The sequence below is a fragment of the Romboutsia sp. D33t1_170424_H2 genome (genome assembly GCF_015669105.1).
Taxonomy (GTDB): Bacteria; Bacillota; Clostridia; order Peptostreptococcales; family Peptostreptococcaceae; genus Romboutsia_C; species Romboutsia_C hominis.
The window spans coordinates 22,647-39,178 of the sequence record NZ_JADOZQ010000002.1 but is presented as its reverse complement, the minus strand read 5'-3'; the positions used below and the strand labels follow the sequence as shown (position 1 = coordinate 39,178).

Sequence of the window (16,532 nt, the reverse complement as noted above, 5' to 3'; positions counted from 1 at the left end):
AATTTAATTTAATTTTAAAATTATTTTATTTATATATTTATATATGCTTTTCTACAAAATTTCAACACTTTTTTGATATTATTTGTATTTTTTGTATTTTTTTGTATGTTTTAGTATTTTTCTTGCCTTTGTGCTCGTTCTATTTTTTTTACATTGTTTATCTAAAAAAGGATGGCTTTTACAAACCACCCTTTTACTACTATCTATTATATTTTTTATACATATTATTAATTTTATATTTCCTTTACTCTGAGGCTGAGCATAAAAATATCATTATCTAAATACATTATCATTATCTATATTCTTTAAAATATCTACTTACTCTTTATTTTAAACACCTTCTGCTATTACTTTAATATTATTTACCATACAAAATATAGAAACAAATATAATATGCAAGTAAAAGGATATGATTATACTTCTTGATTTATATATTTATCACTATCTTTTTCTTTTCTATTTTTTAATGTTATCCAATAAAAACCTATTACTAAAATACCTATTATTCCTACTACTAGAGAGTACTTATTCATTATATTAACAATTAAATCCATATTATCTCCTATAAAATAGCCAACTAATATAAGAACTATATTCCATACAGATATTCCAATTGCAGAATACAATGTAAACTGCCATACATTCATTCTAGTAACACCTGCTACTATAGATATAAAAGTTCTAGCTAATGGAACTAATCTTGATAACATAACAGATATTTTTTCATATTTTGCTAACCATCTATACGATGCTTTTATAGATTTTTTAGTTTTTGGATATTTATTTTTTATAAATGATAATAGTGGTTGCCCTAATTTGTATCCTAAATAATAATTTAATACTGATCCAAATACTCCACCGATTATTGATACTAGTATAACTAAAAATATATTCATATCAAATTTAAATGCTAGTATTCCTACAAACGGTAATACTATCTCACTAGGTAAGGGAGCATTTGCATATTCAAGGGCTACTATTATAAAAATACTTATGAGTCCATAATTTATTATAAACTCTTCTATCAATAACTTTAATTACATTAAATTTATTTCCCCTTATATTATTTATCATGAAAATTATATACTAGAATAATAATATAATAATTCATGTTACTACCCATAACAAAACATCTATTTTTAAACTAGTATCACTTAATACCACATCTGTTGGTTTTCCTTCATCACTGGTATTAATAATATAATTGTGTCTAAAAATACCATATATTACAAATACAGTTGTAAATATCATATTAGGATTATCTATATTACTCGCAGAATAAAGCGCATATCAAACTATTGTACAACTTTGAACTACCATAATCATTTGATTTATTATTTCTTCATTATAATCTTTAAGTATCTTTCTATGATCACTTGCACTACTTTTTAAAGTATTTATCTCTTTCTTTTTCCAAGACCTAAATATCTCTCTGTTGTTAAATTTATAGTCTAGGTAACATTTGTACACCTAAGTTAAATATTTTTATAAAACCTTGCCCATTACTTAATATCACTGTAGTCAAAACTATAATTAAAAATAAATTTACACTTTTTATATTTTCACTTTTAATATTCTTACAAAAATGTGCTAATAATATTATTATTGCAAAACCAAAATGTATAGTCATTATATTAGCATTTATTAAATTAAATCCAACAATTCCATGCATAAAAATATTAAATAGTATTATAAATATAAAATATGGTATTAATATTCTAGGTATCCTTGAGATAATATATTTACCATATGATTTTTTATTACTTAATGAATAACTTGCTCCAGTTATAAAAAATACAACTGCCATCTCAAAAAGAAATAAGGATTTAATTTTAGTTCCAAAATTCGGAAACCAATATAATGTATGTATAAATCCAATGATATACATCATAATTAAACCCCTATATATATCTAATTTTTCATCCCTCATAATTATCCTATATTCTTAACCTCCTATAATTTTTCCTGTACCTTAATTTACGTTGCCTTATTGAATAGCTTAGAATATATTTAAATTCCAACCTTAATTTATATAAGTATCTGTATAAGCAAATAAAAAGGATATAACTATTATTGTTATATCCATAATTAATTACAATTTATTTGAAATTTTTGATTTTCTCAAATCATATTAACATCTACTCTAGTAATTATTAGATACTAAAATCATTTCAACATAATTTTCCATGTTTTTCACTATTTTTTACTTTTGCCTTTTTGCTTTATTTAAAGTTTTTATGTCTAATCTTTTAAATATTTATTTCAGCACAAACTATAAATGCTATATATATCAATAGATTGTTTTTTAATGTATCTATATATCATTTACTAGGAATGAGTGATTGTTTTTACCAAACATTTGTTTTAATTTTTTTACCATTTGTTTCCATATTGTGATACAATTATTTATAGATAGGAATTTCTATTTGAGATTTTAATTTATTTTATATAGTTTTATAACAGGGGGATTATTATGTTTTTTAATGATATTTTTATGGACAAAGATGTTGAAGGGTCGTACTCTAATAGCTATGATAAGATGATAAATTTAGCTAGTAGGGTTTTTGTTGATGATAATGTGGATGCTGATAGGAAAAAGGAGCTTTATTTGTTGCTTTGTTGTGCTTATGGGCAGTTGGATGATTTTGATAATAAAAAGATCTCTATTTAGTTATTGTACTAATACACAAAATTGAACTTTATACTGGAATGAATTTTCATTCCAGTATTTTTACTTTATGCAATCTTTAATTCTTATTCAATTCTATAATTTTTAATACATTTCTTGTTTCATTATTTCAAAGAAGTTTTCCATCATCTAAATGTGCTTGTAACTACATGAAATATTACGATAATAGCTGCTATGGCTATTATACTAGTTTTATACTTAAATAAGTTAACTATAAGCAACTTTAAAAAGAGTATAGACTTTCGTCTATACTCTTTTAGGAAGATTGATGAAATTATATTAAACAAATACTATTTTGTGAATAAGTTATTTATAGTTGACCAAACTTGAGCAGCTATACCTTCACCTATTTGAGTCTTATTTGTTATAGTTGGGTTTTTAGCTTTTATTACTGATTGTTGCTCAGCATTTACAGCATTAGTTGCTAATACTACTGGAGAATTAGTTTGACCAGCTAATACACCTGCAGATAAAGCATCAACTAATCCTTGGTTATCTGATTTAGCAACATATAAGTTTTTCATATTATCAGCTGTAGCAAATTCTTTTATAACTGCAGCATTAGTTCCTTGTCTATCAGCACCTGATAATCTTTCTGTAGCATTAGTCATACCAGCATCTTTTAATTGAGTTTTTATAGATTCTGGAGCTCTATCAGCACCACCTATTATATATGATTTAGCAGCCTTATTTCCTGATATATAATTTATTTGATCTGTACTTAATCCAGTTTTATCATTAGCTAATAATATTGGATTAGTAGCTCCTTTTCTAGCAGCGATCGGTGCTATACTCATAGCATCTGGTTCTGCATATCCACCAGCAACATATATGTCTCCATTTAATGTTGGTTCCATAACTTTAGCTATTGCTAAAGATGTTTGGTATCTATCGTCACCTTGTATTCTAGTTACAGTATATCCTTTAGCTTTTAATTGAGTTTCAACAGATTTAGATATAGTGTTTTCTCCACCTATAACATATACGTTTTTAGCTCCATTAGCTGGTAATACTCTTGCTATTTCTGCCATAGTCTTATCATTAACTTTATCTTTTCCTGTTAATAATATTGGAGCGTTTTTACTTGCAGCAAATGGAGTAGCTGTTAATCCATCAGCTAAGGCAGTTCCTGAAACTAAAACAACATTTTGTGCTGAGTTATTAGCTGTAAATGCAGCTTTACTTACTTGTACAGCTGTATCATATCTATCAGCACCAGCTAATGTTTTTATTGGAGCATTGCTAGTTAATGCTTGTTTTAATGCATTTAAATCATTATTACTTCCTGATATAACTGTTTTAGCAAATGCACCATCAGCTTCATTTGTAGCTACACTAGCAGCACCAGTCATCTCTTTAGTTTTGTCTACTGGGAATGTTATAGTTAATGTACCGTTTGTAACATCACCTATAGTAGCATTTCCTGCTGGAGTTTTTATTGCATTGTAGTCTTGTATAAATTTATATAATTGATTTCCTGCATCTGTAAATCTACCTATTGAAGAATCATATAAGTCTTGTGCTTTATAGTTAGTAGTTGCAACTGCTTTATAATCAACACCATAGTTTCTATTAGCTTCAAAATCACTTGCTTGTCCATTTTGAGCTGTTTGTAAGTTTTCTCTAGCAACTTCAAATCCTGTTACTACTGTATTGTCATTAGTAGCAGCTTGTTCATTAGTTGTTACACCAGCTATTACTTGTCCATCTTTATCTAAGTAACTTCCTGATTTATCTTGAGAATATATAGGAGCTTGTAAGTTAAGTATAGTATCTCCTGTTTTTATAACTAATGGAGTTTTGTTATTTTTTAATGTTAATGATACAGTATTATCATCTACTTTTGTTACATCTTCTATACCTGTATTACTTTGAGCTTTAGCTACTGCAGCTTGAGCATCTGTTACTGCCTTATCTGCTGCTGTTTTTGCTGCTTGTGCAGCTGTTAATTCAGTTGCTGCATCTGCTGCTGCTTTCTTTTGTTCTTCTGTAACTGAACCTGCTGCCTCTGTTACTGCCTTATCTGCTGCAGCTTTTTTAGCTTGTGCCTCTGTTACTGCATTTGCTGCATTTGTTGCATTTTGTTGTGCAGTTGCTAGAGCTTTTTGTGCAGCTTCTTTATCTAATGGTGTATTTAATAAAGCTTGTACCTCTTCTTGAGTGTATTTTCCTTCTTTCCAGTTAACTATTTGTCCATTAACTGTGTTATGTCCATTATCTATTACTTCTATATTTAAAAATCTATTATCTGTATTATTTAGTTGTGCTAAAGCAACATCTAATTGATCCATATCTGTTAAGTTAGATATGTTATTTTTAGCGTTCTCACATTTTACTTGTATAGTATAAACACATTGTCCTGCTACAGCTTTTGTTAAATTTTGTTTTTCTGAATTTTGATATGTTACATCCTTTAACATATTTGCTTCGTTAGTATACTTAGTGTTTAAAAATCCTTGTATTTCCCCTTTTAATTGATTAACTGCGTTAGCATCAGTAGAAGCTATTACTTGATTATCTAAAGTATCAGCAAAAGCTAAGGCTGGAGCTACTGAAGTTGCCGCACTAACTGCAGCTATTGTTATAGCCATATTTCTTTTTTTCATAATATTTCCCTCCGATTTATGTTATTTTAACATCTCTCAGGTCTTTGTATCTCTCACAAGATTAATCATAGTCCAGGAAAATATTTATTTCAATGATTTTAGCCAATATTTCAAATTTGCGAAGCCCCCTTTTTTCGACATTTTCTAACATTCAAATCCATTTTTTTACATTTTAATTTCTCTATATACTGCCATTACATAGCTAAAGCTATCCCCTTTTTTCGACACCTTTCCCCTTTTTATTTGAAATCACTACATTTTTGAACAAAAGATTCAATTTCTAACTTTATCATTTCAAACATTATTCACAAATATTTTTCTAAATCTTAACCGCATTTAACTATTCTTCTTATATGATTTACGCTCATTTTATATTCCCTAGCTAATATAGATGCATTAACTCCATTAAATCTTTTAATAATTTCTTCATTCCTTTTATCCCTTATAGCACTACTATAAGTTGGAACATATAAACTGTTACCTCCATATAGTTTGCATATCTCTAAATATACTTCTTCACCAACTAACTCATATAAAGCCTCTAAGTCTTCCCTTATCATACTTTCCTCCTGTTTTTTATTATTTTCCTTACTTTTTCCTTCTATTTATATAGTAGTGTCACTAAATACCTCTTTCCACAAAAGTATTTGAGAAACATATATCCCTTACATAAGTTGTCAACCTACATTATAACTACATATAATTTTTCTCACCTATTATATAAGTATAAGCAAGGCAACTTGCTAAAATAACTTAGCTAATTGCTAAGAATATAAGGAGGATTATTATGGCAGTAGTAGTAACTAAAAACCCATCAGGACTTAAATTAAGATATGATTGTGGAAAGGATGATGAGACTGGAAAAAGCATAGTTAAAAGTAAAACTTATGCTAATATATCACCAGATGCACTAGACCAAGATGTATATGATGTTGCAGCAGCAATTTCATCACTTCAATCTAATACTCTTTTAAGTGTATCTAAAATAGACACTAATACCTTATCAGAATAAAATTACTTATTTTATATGTTATTTTAAAAATTTAATTATTAAAATTAGGGGGATATATTATGGAAATAAAAAAGAAACTTGTAATGACTTTTAAAACTTCAAATGGAAAAAATATTTCTTTATCAGTAGATGATCCTAGAGAAAATCTAACTGAATCTGAGATAAAGTCTGCTATGACTTTAGTTTTATCAAAAGGTGTATTTGTTGTAAATGGAGAGGAATTAGCTGCTTTAGTAGATGCTAAGGTAGTTCAAACTGATACTACTGAATACGACTTAGTTGTATAATTAGTTGGAAGAAAACTTGCAAAATCTGATTGCTAATGTTGGCTTTCCTATTGCTCTTTCTATGTATTTATTAGTTAGAATAGAAGGAAAGCTAACTAAACTAACAGATAGTATTAGTGAACTCTCTAAAAATATAGGGGCTGTCTCTAAATAGAGGATAGCTCCTTTTTATTTTTCCTCCACTAAATAACATTAATAATTAATAGACTGAAAATGAAGTCTTTTTCCATTGTAGCAATAATGCCTATATCCAGTTTCTCCATCTCTACATTTTGCAACTATTAAATCAACTAGCTTTATTCCATTTTTCCTAGAATTTATAACCTTATCTCTATTTGTACCTATAGCTTTTATAGCATCCTCAAAATCAGAATTAACAGGCTCATGAATATATACTACATTGTTACTATCGTGAAATATAGCCTTACTATCTCTCATTGGTCTCTCTCCCCAAGGTCTAAAATCCTTCATCTCATCATTTAATTGACTAAGCTGAATAACAGGTATATTAAAATCTAAAGTTATATTTTTAAGCTCCCTAGATAAACTAGCCACTTCTCTTTCTCTATTTTGCATAGTAGATTCAACATTCATAAGCTGAACATAATCTATAATAACTAAATCTGGCTCTAACTCTCTTATCCTTCTTTTTAATGCACTAATAGTACTTATCTTATCATTTATATACATTAAGTTTTGACTAGAGTACTCCTTAAAAGTATCTATAACCAATTTCCACTCATCATCTTCTAATTGTTTATTTTTCATTTTCTTAGTGCTAATTCCAGTTTTTTTTGTAATATTTCTCATAAAAACTTGCTCATTACTCATTTCCCTACTAATAAATAATACCTTTTTCTTTTGAAAAACACAGTTTAACATAATCTGAAGAGCTAGAGCAGTTTTACCAACACCACTTCTAGCAGCAATAGTTGTAAGCTCACCTTTAAATAACCCTCCTATAATATTATCCAAATATTCAACACCAAATTTTATTCCCATATCTCCATCATTTTCTAAATAATCAAGCAACCTTTCACAAATATCTTTAACACTATCATTATAGTTTTGAGTATTTTTATTTAAAATTTCCCTCATTCTTTTCTCAAAATTATATACAACCAAATCCATATCCTCATCATCGCCTAGGTCTTGAAAAAGATTAGTACAATTTTTGATAATCTCTCTTCTTAAATACTTGTCCTTTAAAATTCTAATATGACTATCTATAGAATAATTTTCTCCAATAGCTACCATATCAGTTAAATAACTTACCTCTATATTAACATCTCTGTCTTTAAGTTTTGTATATACACTTTGAATATCAATAGCCATATTATTTTTATACAAAACTTTCATAACATTTAAAATATACTTATGAATATTTATAGTGAATAAATCCTCATATAACTCTTCTAGCTTAAAATTTAAAGTATTATCACTTATCAAGCTCCCAATAATACTTTGCTCTATATTAATAGCATCAAACTTTTTCATAAATCCCCCTAATAGTCAAATTCAATATCCCATACTTCACTAGACTCTTCTTTTATATCTTCAAAAATCTCTTCATTCAAATATCCTTCAAATTTATTGCTAAACAAAGTCTCAGGTCTTAAATACTTTTGCATATCACTATACATCCACTCCTTTGACTTAATATCTATGACTTTCTTAAAATCATATAATTCAAATCCTTCATTTATCCTTGCATTGATAAGATTTTTAGTTTTATTGGTGGTTGGTTTAAAATTCTTTTTGCACTTTTCATTCAAATAATTTACTACATCAACATATATATTATTTATTTTTTTATTTATATTATCTTTTTCTAAGTTACCTTCTTTAGTTACGCATTTAATATCATTATTAGTATCATCATCTAAATAATCTTTAAAATTTACATCTTTAAAATCCTTAAAATCACTAATGTACAATTCTTCATCCAAATTTATATTAGTATCATCTTTAGTAGTTTTTTTAGTATTAATTTTAGTATCACACTTAAAATCAGTAATGTACTCATATACAGAACACTTATTGGTTTTATTCCCTTTAACTACCCTATTAATAATACCTAACTCCTCAAATGTCTTAATTAATCTTTGTACCTTGCCCTTAGAAAAGCCAAGCTCAATAACTGCCCCACTTATAGTAAATGTAAAATACCCAGCTTCAAGTTTTTTGTAAATATTATTAGCATTAACCCTCCTCATAAGATAATGATTAAATATAATCTTATCTACATCCTTAATTGGATTAAACCTAAGGACTCTAATATTTAACTTACTATACATAAAATCCCCCTTTAAGTTTTGTATTCGTTAATTAGTTTTATTTTTGTTATCTTTAATTAAATTGTAGTTCTATTTACGTTAACTTTCAATACATTTTTAATATTTTTTTCTAATATTTGTTTTTTAGTTTACACCAACGAAACTTTATACTATACTTTAAGTATGGTGAGGTGGATTTAAAATGACTTTTGGACAAAGATTTAAAGAACTTAGGATTCAAAAAGGTCTAAAACAACAAGAGTTAGTAGATGATTTTAATAAGATATATGGTTATACATTCACAAAGTCAGCAATATCTCAATATGAAAACGACAAGAGAAAGCCAGAAACAGAAGCACTTAGAGATTTCGCCCTGTACTTTAATGTATCTTTAGATTACTTACTATGTATAAATGAAGACAGAGATATTAATATAGATATAAAAGACCAGTTCTTAGATTTTGTTGAAGAATTCTTTAAAAACAAAGATATTAGTAGAGATGAAAAAGACAAACTATTTAAAGAGCTATCTGCACTTTATTTTGATTCATTAAAATAGGCTACGCAAAGCGTGGCTAATTTTTCAGCTTAGTGCAAAACATATATTCTATATATTTACGAACCTTTGCACTATATATACTATTTATTTGAATTTTTGCTTCTTTTGGTTATTTAATGTCATTTTAAACAATTTTAATTATAATAATAAACTCAGGGGGATTTTTTATGTTTAGTGAATGTAAGTTTCTTAAATTTGAAGGTGAAAAACCTACGTCTAAGGACTTTGATAAGATAATGGAAATTGCTAGTGTAGTTTTTTCTAGTGATAATTTTAGTTCTGAAGAAAAGAAAGATCTTTATATGAAAATTAGTCTTATGTATGAAATGTATAAATAAAAGCTAGGCAAATGTCTAGCTTTTATTTTACTTGTTTTAATTATATATTACATATCTTTATAAGATTGTAATAGTCTTATATAATAAATTACTGATGTTCGTGAACATGACATTTATGACAAAGTGCTATAAGATTTTTATCCCTACAGTCACTTTTGCAACTATTTATATGATGAACTTCTAGTTCCTATCTTCTGTTAGAAAAATCTTTGCCACATTTTTCACATTTCCAATTGACCTTTTTTCTATAGGTTCTAGATAATTCATTCCAATTCTTAGGATACTCATTATCCTCTTTTATTATCCAACTTTTAATTTCAACATCTTTTGGTAAAAAACTCTTTTTCCTTCTGTTTTCCTCTAAAAACTTTTCTAGAGAAAATCTATTATAAATTTTATCTTTTTTAGCATAGTTATGTCCCGCTTTTTTGTAACCTTCATAGTCTAATTTTCTAAGACAAGATCTACATACCCTTATATGAGAAGAAGTATTCTTTTCCATAATACAATGTGTTTTTTTATTAATAAGAGTTACATTAAAGTTTTCATCATGTTTTCTAGTTATAACATATCTATCTATTTTATTTTTATCTTTTCTTTCTTGTAATGTATCTCACCATTCTATATGATATTTATATTCATAATCTGATGTATAATATTGATCTCTAACATATAAAACAACATTTACATTACCAACCCTTGTTCTATCTTGCGATAATTTCATATTATTAGAAAATGCATTTACATTTAACTGACTACTATCCTTTGTCCACTTGCTTGAAGTATGTTCGATTCTAGCTTTCTATACTAATCTCACTTTATCATAATTCGTTCTATTATGTATGTATATAATATTATACTAAAATCAATACTTCTAATTCTTTTAGTTGTTGAATAATCTGGAGCTGAAGCTCTGTCTAATAAATACATAAATTTGATATATCTTATGCATACTTTTTCAATTTCTCTAGATGAATACATACAGTTCATATTTACATAAATTACAATATTCAACATATTTTTTTGGATTATTATATTTCCTCTAATTTAAGAATAAGTCTTGTATAACTTTTCTAATTTAATCTCCTCAATAATTTGTCTTAATAAACTAATTAAATCATCTTTCAGAATTCTACAATCAACATTTAATAGTAGTTTAAATTTATAATTATAACTATAGTAGTATAACCAATTTGTTTAGTATTTTATTTTGCATATAACTATTATACAAAACCACAATCTTCTTTTAAATTTTGGCTTATTTTTATAAAAAAAAGGCGTCGCCCTATTTTTAGTGCGACAGCCCTTACATCATTTCTTATTATTCATAGTAATAATATAATTAAATTAAGCTTTTGTAGTAAATATACGTTCTATAAATTTAACAACAGATCTTGATACGCCATGACCTATGTTGAAAGCTTTACTAGATAATAACTCTTTATCTTTTACTTGTACATTACTTCTTATAGCAGTTTCTTGAGATTTAGTTATATTATTTGTTCCTAAAACTACAGGAACATTCATTTTAGCTGCTAATGGTCCTGCTGATAATGCATCTACTAATACTTTATCTTGAGCTATTAATAAACCTTCTGAACCTTTGTGGAATTCATTTATTACAGCAGCATTAGTTTCTTGTATATTTGCTCCGTCTATTCTTTGAGCTTGATCTACAACGATTTTATCAAGCTGTTGTTCAACATTTTTGTCTACTGCATAAGTTCCACCTATTATAGTACCTCTTGTATTCTGCTTTTCTATCCATATTTTAACATCGTCAGCAATTCTATTCTTATCTATTAATAATATTGGTTGCTCTACTTGACCAGCATGAGAAGCTATAGATAATGCATCTGCCTCTCCATTGTATCCACCTGCAACATATACATCATTTATTTTCTTTCCTTCAGTTTTTACTACCTCTTCTAGAGTTTTTGCTATTTCAAAAGATGTTCTAGTTCTATCTGATCCAGATATTCTCTTAACATTTAATCCCATACCTTCTAATTCTTTTATAACATCATTACTAACATGAGATTCTCCACCTACGATTATAACATTTCTAGCTTGTAATCTATCTATTTCAGTCTTTGTGAAGTTGTTAACTTTATTCTTCTCAGTTAATAATATAGGTGCATCTAATGCTGATGCTAATGGTGTTGCTGCTAATGCGTCTGGAGTACCATTCCATCCTGCTATTACTACTGTATTTGCAGAACCGTCTACCCATCCTTCTTGACTTACTTGTGCAGCAGTTTCGCATCTATCTATTCCTGCTAAAGACCCTATTGCAGAATCTTCTGTATTAACTGAAGGTGTTCCCCATACTGTTAATATAAATGATTGAGTATTTCCTGAAACTGTTAGTTTTTTTCCTGTCTTGTTTCCATCAGCTACTGTTTCAGTTTTTGTTATCTTAGATTGATCTTTTTTAAAGTGTTCTTTTAATCTTTCACCCATTTCGCTATACTTTCCATTTGATTTAAATAATAAGTTAGCATCTATATTATATTCATTAACATTAGTTTTAGTAGTTATAGTTATTTGAGCTACTAATTTTTCCGGTAAGTTATTTCCCTTTACATCATGATCATAAGTAACTTCTACTATATCATTTCTATTAGTAGTCGGATTCCATCTAGTTTCAAATTCTTTTCTATGTCCTCTATCAACTACTTTTATTATTTCTTTTCCCGCTTCACTAGTTCTTTCCACTCTATAAACCGGAACATTTTGACTAGTTTCACCTAGTGAATTCTTTTCAAATTTTACATATCTTACAGTATACTCGCCTTGACTATTTGTTGTTTTTCTATCTGCGCTATACATTATCTTTTCTGCTTCAGCTAATTTTTCATTTATTTTTGCTATCTTTTCAGTTTCTCCACTAGATACTTCTATATTCTGAACTCCTGAAGTATTTGCAAATGCTGGAGCAACACTAGTTGCAACCGTAGTAAATGCCATTGCCATTGCTATATTCTTTTTCTTTAACATGTTCGTTCCTCCCCAAAATTATATAAAATAATTACATCTCTTTATTTATGTAAATTCCGTCTACCATATTTCTCACAAAGTTGTATTTCTCACACAAGTAGATGATAATATAATCTCTTGTAATTTTCACCTATTTTTGTTTTACATTTTTCTGCATATTATTACATTATCTTCTTTATATTTTTAATTTTTCTATTTTTATACATTTTTCTATATTTTTCATCGTTTCATCCCTGTCTTTTTATGTCATAAATATTATTTTTATTTTATAAATATTTTAATTTTAAAATGTTTTTGTCGTAAAATGTATTACACTTTTTTACTAACTTGATGTGACTTTTTATGACTAACTGTAATCTTTTTGCCAATTCTATAACCAAGACCACTTATATCTTTTTTTGAATACATTTTTATTTGTTCAAATTATTCAATACGCTAAATAATAATAAAAAAGAAGGCTCAAAAAATTTTGACCTTCTTCTCTTTATTCATTATATTTTTATGTGTATTTATTTAAGTTTAACTACTACTTGATTACCTCCTAATGAGCTATCAAATTGTAATTCTAATCCTGTTGCATCTTTAGGAACTTCAACTACATATTCTCCAGTCATTTTTCTTCCTGGTCCTATTGTTCCATCTAATTGACCGTTAGCATTTTCTACTATAGTTTGTTTCATAGCTCTTCCATCTTTATCTACTACTTTAAACATTAGCACAGATGATACAGTTTGTTCTTTATCTGATATATTTTCTACTGTTGCATCTACGTATAAAAATTCATTATCTTCTTGTGGCTTTATAAAGTCACTTCCATTTGTAGTTTTTACTTCGTTTACTGTTATTTTAAATTTATCTAATTCAATAGTATCTCCTATATTGAATACTTCTGTTTTATTACTTTTTTCTTCTTTTGTTACTATAGGTTTATCTTCTGAAACTAATTTTGGTTTGTTTGAACCAGCCCCTCCAATTGCAGCTATTATTATTACAACTAAAACCCAAAACCATATCTTTTTATAAAATGGTTTAGAATTTTTTGCCCCACATTTAGGACACGCTTTTGCGTTAGATGCTATTTCATTACTGCAGCTTTTACAATTTATTAATTTTGCCATTATGTAATCCTCCTACAAGTTGTCTATATTTTTTAAGTCCAAGGTATATTATACATATTTACTTTGTAGTTTTTTGTCATTTATTGTTAGAATTAGAACTTTTTTATAATTTTTTCTTAATAAAAAAGGAACATCAATGAAGTCCCTTATTTGTATTAATATATTTTAGTTTAAATCTATTATTGTGCATCCTTTAGTGATGTATTCCAGATTACACCTACTTTTTCAGTTTCAGTTTTTCCATTTACATTAACGTCTAAAGTAAGTTCCATAGTTAGATATTTTATCTCCATGTCGCCTAGTATTGTACTTCCTTTTATATTCGTTTCTTTGAAAAATTTTGTAAGCCCAAGTATATCTATATCTAGACCATCTAAATTAATTTTTTCACCTGACTGTGTAGATATTTTATTTAATACTCTATCACCTATAAATGCTTCTAATTCTTTTTTATTAGCTGTATTAGATGTAGTATAATTAATATTATATTGTGGTTTATCTTTACCTACACGATTCACAATATCTAATCCTTTTATAGTAACTTGAGTATTATTTTTTGTATTTTTATTTAATACTCTATAATTATCCTTTATAAAACTTCCATTCATATTTTGTGGTTGATCTTTAACTAAGCTATACTGTAATGACTCTATATCAGTAATATTTGGTATTAAATCAACATCTATTGAAGATTTACAAATAATTTCACCATTAGTTAATACATTCTTAGGGTCATATTTTGATTCGATAATAGGCTTTACATCTGGTTTTACAACGTATACATTTATCTTTCCAGGGTATGAATTTTTCGGTATTGTTAGTGAGTTTAATTGCCCATTTTCTTGTGTATAGCCAATTTCAGCATTCATTATTGCAGGATTTGAACTTCTACCTACTAGATTTCCATATACTTCGAATCTTCCTAGTACAATGTCTTTACCTTCATAGTATCCACTATCTTCTACTCCTGTTTCAATATATATAATTTGATCATTCAGACCCTTAAAGCGTTCAAAATTAGTATTTACTTTTCTTCCAGTTTCACCATAATATACATTATCACTTAGAGCACCAAATTCTGTTGTTAAATTAGCTACTTTTAGCTTATATATCACTATCTCCTACTTGTTCTACATCTAAAACTGTTCTAGTATTTACAAATTCACCATATTTATCTATTTTAGGAACATTTTAAATTCCATACCTTTTAATTCAAGAGCTTCACTATTTTCATATTTTATTGTAATTTCATCATTTTTGTTATTGCTGTTATCTTTTATTGTATTAGAATTTATTTTTATAACATTATTTGCTTCTAATTCTCCACTAAATAGTGTCACTAATTTATTTTCCTTTGTATATGCTGTTTTTTCTATATTTATTGTACTTTTAGCTTCATTATTTGATATTACGCTTATTTCATTTGATATATTATTTATAGCACTATTTATCTTTTCATCTATTTTTGTTTATTAAAGTAATAACTATATATCTAAGATTTCTTTTATATATGGTATAATATTTATTTGGATATATTACATTTTACAAGGAGTTGACATTTTGAGAGACAAAAAACTAGATATTTATCGTGGTCTTATAATGATGTATGTAGTCGGAGTTATACATACTCTATTTTGGTTCCCTGTTTCTAATCACGTTTTAAAGTCACTTTTCTTATTTGAAATGGCTGTGGTATTTTTTATTACTGGTGCTAGTTATTCACTTAGCTCAAAAAAAAGCTACATTAAATACCTTATATCTCGTGTTCCAAGGGTTATAGTTCCATATCTTATTTTTGGACTATTTGTTATTTTCATTCAATATATAGCTTATATTTTAGGAACTTCTATTACTGATTCTCCTATAAATATATTTGTATATGATACACTACATCCTTTAAAGAAACCTGGGATTTTCATACCTTTTATTACTTGGCATTTATGGTTTATGCCTGTGTACTTATTGTTAGTACCTTTCATACCCCCAATGTTTAAGTTATTTGAAAGTCTAAAAGGTATTTTTAAATTTATCCCTTTATTATTTATTTCAATATTAGTATTCTATTTTGAAAATACTACTCTTAATATTGATTTTAAAAGTGTTATTTTCTATGCTTTTTGGATTTATACAGGATTTTTCTATACAAAATTTAAGGATGTTAATATTTCAGTAGTCAAAAATATAGCTATATCTTCGATTCTTTTTATAGCTTTAGTTTTAATTGTTAAGGGTGATAGATATGTTTTAAATATGTCTACTAATAAATTCCCCCCAAATTTTGCATTCTTAGTTTTTACTATGACTGCTTTTAGCTTTTTATATATGTTTAGAAAAGTTATATTAAAATTTGGGGATTTACCTTATATAAGAAATATTGTTGATATTTATAGTGCTTATGGTTTTACCCTTTATTTATATCAACCTTTTACTTATTTATTACTACAGCCTATTTATCTGTATTTATTTAATTTAACTGGATACAACTTTGTTTTAAGATGCGCTTTAACTCTTATAAATATTGTTGCTGTTATTTTAATTAATATTATATTTGCCAAAACTTTTGGTAGGTTTGAGAATTTTAAGCTTAAATTTAATTCATCTAATATAAATATGAAAAATAATATGGATATGAAAAAAGCGTCATAAT

The 16,532-nt window shown here is 26.9% G+C and carries 19 protein-coding genes; 7 read left to right on the top strand and 12 right to left on the bottom strand.

The window, feature by feature from the left end:
- Positions 1-413: 413 nt before the first annotated feature.
- A complete protein-coding gene (locus tag I4U66_RS03190) occupies positions 414-1,028 on the bottom strand; it encodes a DedA family protein (protein WP_195928475.1) in 615 nt (204 codons plus the stop codon).
- A 416-nt stretch (positions 1,029-1,444) separates the two neighbouring features.
- Entirely contained in the window at positions 1,445-1,930 is a 486-nt protein-coding gene (locus tag I4U66_RS03175) for an acyltransferase family protein (protein ID WP_271933001.1), read from the bottom strand.
- Between the two features lie 543 nt (positions 1,931-2,473).
- On the opposite strand from I4U66_RS03175, the gene I4U66_RS03170 reads away from it, so the two are divergent.
- On the top strand, positions 2,474-2,671 hold the full coding sequence (locus I4U66_RS03170) for a hypothetical protein (RefSeq protein WP_195928474.1): 198 nt from the start codon (positions 2,474-2,476) through the stop codon (positions 2,669-2,671).
- 308 nt (positions 2,672-2,979) lie between these two features.
- Here the strand turns inward: I4U66_RS03170 and I4U66_RS03165 are convergent, their stop codons facing one another.
- On the bottom strand, positions 2,980-5,295 hold the full coding sequence (locus I4U66_RS03165) for a cell wall-binding repeat-containing protein (RefSeq protein WP_195928473.1): 2,316 nt from the start codon (positions 5,293-5,295) through the stop codon (positions 2,980-2,982).
- Positions 5,296-5,621: 326 nt separating this feature from the next.
- The gene (locus I4U66_RS03160) at positions 5,622-5,900 is read right to left on the bottom strand and encodes a Mor transcription activator family protein (RefSeq protein ID WP_330383783.1); all 279 of its coding nucleotides are present in this window, start codon (positions 5,898-5,900) and stop codon (positions 5,622-5,624) included.
- A 182-nt stretch (positions 5,901-6,082) separates the two neighbouring features.
- On the opposite strand from I4U66_RS03160, the gene I4U66_RS03155 reads away from it, so the two are divergent.
- The 3 genes from I4U66_RS03155 to I4U66_RS14985 are packed head-to-tail and all read left to right on the top strand — an operon-like array spanning position 6,083 to position 6,748.
- Positions 6,083-6,307, top strand: coding sequence for a DUF1659 domain-containing protein (locus I4U66_RS03155; protein ID WP_092923904.1), 225 nt, complete (start codon positions 6,083-6,085; stop codon positions 6,305-6,307).
- 59 nt (positions 6,308-6,366) lie between these two features.
- Positions 6,367-6,594, top strand: coding sequence for a DUF2922 domain-containing protein (locus I4U66_RS03150; RefSeq protein ID WP_195928472.1), 228 nt, complete (start codon positions 6,367-6,369; stop codon positions 6,592-6,594).
- Between the two features lie 4 nt (positions 6,595-6,598).
- On the top strand, positions 6,599-6,748 hold the full coding sequence (locus tag I4U66_RS14985) for a YvrJ family protein (RefSeq protein WP_092923898.1): 150 nt from the start codon (positions 6,599-6,601) through the stop codon (positions 6,746-6,748).
- Between the two features lie 38 nt (positions 6,749-6,786).
- Here the strand turns inward: I4U66_RS14985 and I4U66_RS03140 are convergent, their stop codons facing one another.
- Both I4U66_RS03140 and I4U66_RS03135 read right to left on the bottom strand, forming a co-directional pair.
- The gene (locus I4U66_RS03140; RefSeq protein ID WP_195928471.1) at positions 6,787-8,091 is read right to left on the bottom strand and encodes a replicative DNA helicase; all 1,305 of its coding nucleotides are present in this window, start codon (positions 8,089-8,091) and stop codon (positions 6,787-6,789) included.
- An 8-nt stretch (positions 8,092-8,099) separates the two neighbouring features.
- Entirely contained in the window at positions 8,100-8,891 is a 792-nt protein-coding gene (locus I4U66_RS03135) for a conserved phage C-terminal domain-containing protein (RefSeq protein WP_207743612.1), read from the bottom strand.
- 181 nt (positions 8,892-9,072) lie between these two features.
- Between I4U66_RS03135 and I4U66_RS03130 the strand changes: the two genes are divergently transcribed.
- Both I4U66_RS03130 and I4U66_RS03125 read left to right on the top strand, forming a co-directional pair.
- Positions 9,073-9,429: a helix-turn-helix domain-containing protein gene (locus I4U66_RS03130; protein WP_195928470.1), complete on the top strand. Its 357-nt coding sequence runs from the start codon at positions 9,073-9,075 to the stop codon at positions 9,427-9,429.
- Between the two features lie 167 nt (positions 9,430-9,596).
- The gene (locus I4U66_RS03125) at positions 9,597-9,767 is read left to right on the top strand and encodes a hypothetical protein (protein ID WP_195928469.1); all 171 of its coding nucleotides are present in this window, start codon (positions 9,597-9,599) and stop codon (positions 9,765-9,767) included.
- Positions 9,768-9,954: 187 nt separating this feature from the next.
- Here the strand turns inward: I4U66_RS03125 and I4U66_RS03120 are convergent, their stop codons facing one another.
- From I4U66_RS03120 to I4U66_RS03095, 6 genes are all read right to left on the bottom strand, one after another.
- Positions 9,955-10,269: a hypothetical protein gene (locus I4U66_RS03120; RefSeq protein WP_166505961.1), complete on the bottom strand. Its 315-nt coding sequence runs from the start codon at positions 10,267-10,269 to the stop codon at positions 9,955-9,957.
- 311 nt (positions 10,270-10,580) lie between these two features.
- Entirely contained in the window at positions 10,581-10,784 is a 204-nt protein-coding gene (locus I4U66_RS15010; protein WP_166505962.1) for a transposase, read from the bottom strand.
- Positions 10,785-11,114: 330 nt separating this feature from the next.
- Entirely contained in the window at positions 11,115-12,767 is a 1,653-nt protein-coding gene (locus I4U66_RS03110) for a cell wall-binding repeat-containing protein (RefSeq protein ID WP_166505963.1), read from the bottom strand.
- A 509-nt stretch (positions 12,768-13,276) separates the two neighbouring features.
- On the bottom strand, positions 13,277-13,885 hold the full coding sequence (locus tag I4U66_RS03105; RefSeq protein ID WP_195928468.1) for a DUF4352 domain-containing protein: 609 nt from the start codon (positions 13,883-13,885) through the stop codon (positions 13,277-13,279).
- Positions 13,886-14,064: 179 nt separating this feature from the next.
- A complete protein-coding gene (locus tag I4U66_RS03100; protein ID WP_195928467.1) occupies positions 14,065-15,000 on the bottom strand; it encodes a hypothetical protein in 936 nt (311 codons plus the stop codon).
- Positions 15,001-15,060: 60 nt separating this feature from the next.
- Positions 15,061-15,225, bottom strand: a complete 165-nt coding sequence (locus I4U66_RS03095) for a hypothetical protein (RefSeq protein WP_166505966.1) — start codon at positions 15,223-15,225, stop codon at positions 15,061-15,063.
- 220 nt (positions 15,226-15,445) lie between these two features.
- Between I4U66_RS03095 and I4U66_RS03090 the strand changes: the two genes are divergently transcribed.
- The gene (locus I4U66_RS03090) at positions 15,446-16,531 is read left to right on the top strand and encodes an acyltransferase family protein (RefSeq protein WP_195928466.1); all 1,086 of its coding nucleotides are present in this window, start codon (positions 15,446-15,448) and stop codon (positions 16,529-16,531) included.
- The last annotated feature ends 1 nt before the right edge of the window (position 16,532 follow it).

Coding starts and splice junctions, on each gene's coding strand:
- I4U66_RS03155 (WP_092923904.1), top strand. CDS start 6,083: ATGGCAGTAGTAGTAACTAAAAACCCATCAGGACTTAAATTAAGATAT.
- I4U66_RS03125 (WP_195928469.1), top strand. CDS start 9,597: ATGTTTAGTGAATGTAAGTTTCTTAAATTTGAAGGTGAAAAACCTACG.
- I4U66_RS03110 (WP_166505963.1), bottom strand. CDS start 12,767: ATGTTAAAGAAAAAGAATATAGCAATGGCAATGGCATTTACTACGGTT.
- I4U66_RS03165 (WP_195928473.1), bottom strand. CDS start 5,295: ATGAAAAAAAGAAATATGGCTATAACAATAGCTGCAGTTAGTGCGGCA.
- I4U66_RS03150 (WP_195928472.1), top strand. CDS start 6,367: ATGGAAATAAAAAAGAAACTTGTAATGACTTTTAAAACTTCAAATGGA.
- I4U66_RS03170 (WP_195928474.1), top strand. CDS start 2,474: ATGTTTTTTAATGATATTTTTATGGACAAAGATGTTGAAGGGTCGTAC.
- I4U66_RS03130 (WP_195928470.1), top strand. CDS start 9,073: ATGACTTTTGGACAAAGATTTAAAGAACTTAGGATTCAAAAAGGTCTA.
- I4U66_RS15010 (WP_166505962.1), bottom strand. CDS start 10,784: ATGTTGAATATTGTAATTTATGTAAATATGAACTGTATGTATTCATCT.
- I4U66_RS03140 (WP_195928471.1), bottom strand. CDS start 8,091: ATGAAAAAGTTTGATGCTATTAATATAGAGCAAAGTATTATTGGGAGC.
- I4U66_RS03175 (WP_271933001.1), bottom strand. CDS start 1,930: ATGAGGGATGAAAAATTAGATATATATAGGGGTTTAATTATGATGTAT.
- I4U66_RS03105 (WP_195928468.1), bottom strand. CDS start 13,885: ATGGCAAAATTAATAAATTGTAAAAGCTGCAGTAATGAAATAGCATCT.
- I4U66_RS03135 (WP_207743612.1), bottom strand. CDS start 8,891: ATGTATAGTAAGTTAAATATTAGAGTCCTTAGGTTTAATCCAATTAAG.
- I4U66_RS03120 (WP_166505961.1), bottom strand. CDS start 10,269: ATGGAAAAGAATACTTCTTCTCATATAAGGGTATGTAGATCTTGTCTT.